Genomic DNA, 927 nt, shown 5'->3' on the forward strand with positions numbered 1-927 from the left:
GAGAAAGCAGTATTTCTTGAGAAAGCTGAGCCGGGAGAGGCACCGCAGGAAAAACGCGTTATCAAGGCGGCGGAGCTTCCCAAACACCCCATTCCCAAATCTGCAGTGACCGTCAGCATGCTGGCCTGGATCATCATTGCCAAATATTGCGATGCCTTGCCATTGTACCGGCAGGAAAAAATACTGGCACGCTATGGCGGCTCCATTACCCGGACGACGATGGCCAACTGGCTGATCCGGTTGTCTCTGCAACTGCAGCCCCTGATCAACCTGATGGCAGACCATCAGCGGGCCGGGCACATCATGAATGCTGATGAAACCCGGATCCAGGTACTCAAGGAGTCCAGCAAATCACTCCACTCGGATAAGTACATGTGGGTGACTCTGGGAGGCCCACCGGGGCAACCGGCGGTGCTGTTCCATTACGATCCTTCCCGGGGCAAGGAGGTTCCCCTGCGCCTGTTCGAAGCGTTCAGCGGTTACCTGCAAACTGACGGTTATGCCAGTTACAGTGCTGTGTGCAAGCAAGAAGGCATTACCCAGGTTGGCTGTTTTGACCATGTGCGCCGCAAATTCACGGATGCCAAAAAAGGCGAGGCCAAACCGGGCAAAAAGGTGAGCAACAGCAAAGTCAGCAAGGCTGATGTTGCGCTGGCCAAAATCCGCAAGCTGTACGCCATCGAAGAGGATATCAGGGGGATGACTGCGGCGGAAAAACTGGCTCGCCGTCAACAGGAGAGCAAGCCGCTGCTGGATGATCTTCACCAGTGGTTGCTGAAAAACATCAGCCGACTGGTACCAGACAGTCTCACCCATAAAGCCATGGGCTATGCCCTGAACCAATGGTCAAAACTGGTCGTGTACTGTGAAGATGGCGACCTGAATATCAGCAATGCAGCGGCGGAAAATGCTATTCGCCCCTTTACT

General features: G+C 54.6%; 1 protein-coding gene. It reads left to right on the top strand.

Annotated features, from left to right (window positions below; translation table 11 throughout):
* The coding region (tnpC, locus tag J7438_RS26045) for an IS66 family transposase (protein ID WP_209278939.1) at positions 1 to 927 on the top strand (927 nt) is incomplete at both ends.

It is taken from the genome of Thalassotalea sp. G20_0, assembly GCF_017744175.1.
GTDB lineage: Bacteria > Pseudomonadota > Gammaproteobacteria > Pseudomonadales > Endozoicomonadaceae > Endozoicomonas.